General features: G+C 61.2%; 1 pseudogene. It reads left to right on the plus strand.

The features are described from left to right. A pseudogene (locus IB277_RS39145) lies at window positions 1-255 on the plus strand (IS21 family transposase); the annotation flags it as partial.

The raw sequence follows: 255 nt of genomic DNA on the forward strand, positions 1-255 counted from the left end.
TGTGCCTGCATCCTTTGCGAACCGGCCCGTCAGCCTGCGGATTTACCCTGAGCGGCTGGTCGTTGCGGCCGAGGGCAATATCCTATGCGAACATGCGCGGGTCATTGAGCGCAGCCACGACAAACCGGCGCGAACGATTTACGACTGGCGGCATTACCTTGCGGTCATCCAGCGCAAGCCCGGTGCCTTGCGCAATGGTGCGCCCTTCCTGGAATTGCCGTTGGCCTTTCGGCAATTCCAGGACCAGATGCTTCG

This window comes from Ensifer sp. ENS07 (genome assembly GCF_014852185.1).
Taxonomy (GTDB): Bacteria; Pseudomonadota; Alphaproteobacteria; order Rhizobiales; family Rhizobiaceae; genus Ensifer; species Ensifer adhaerens.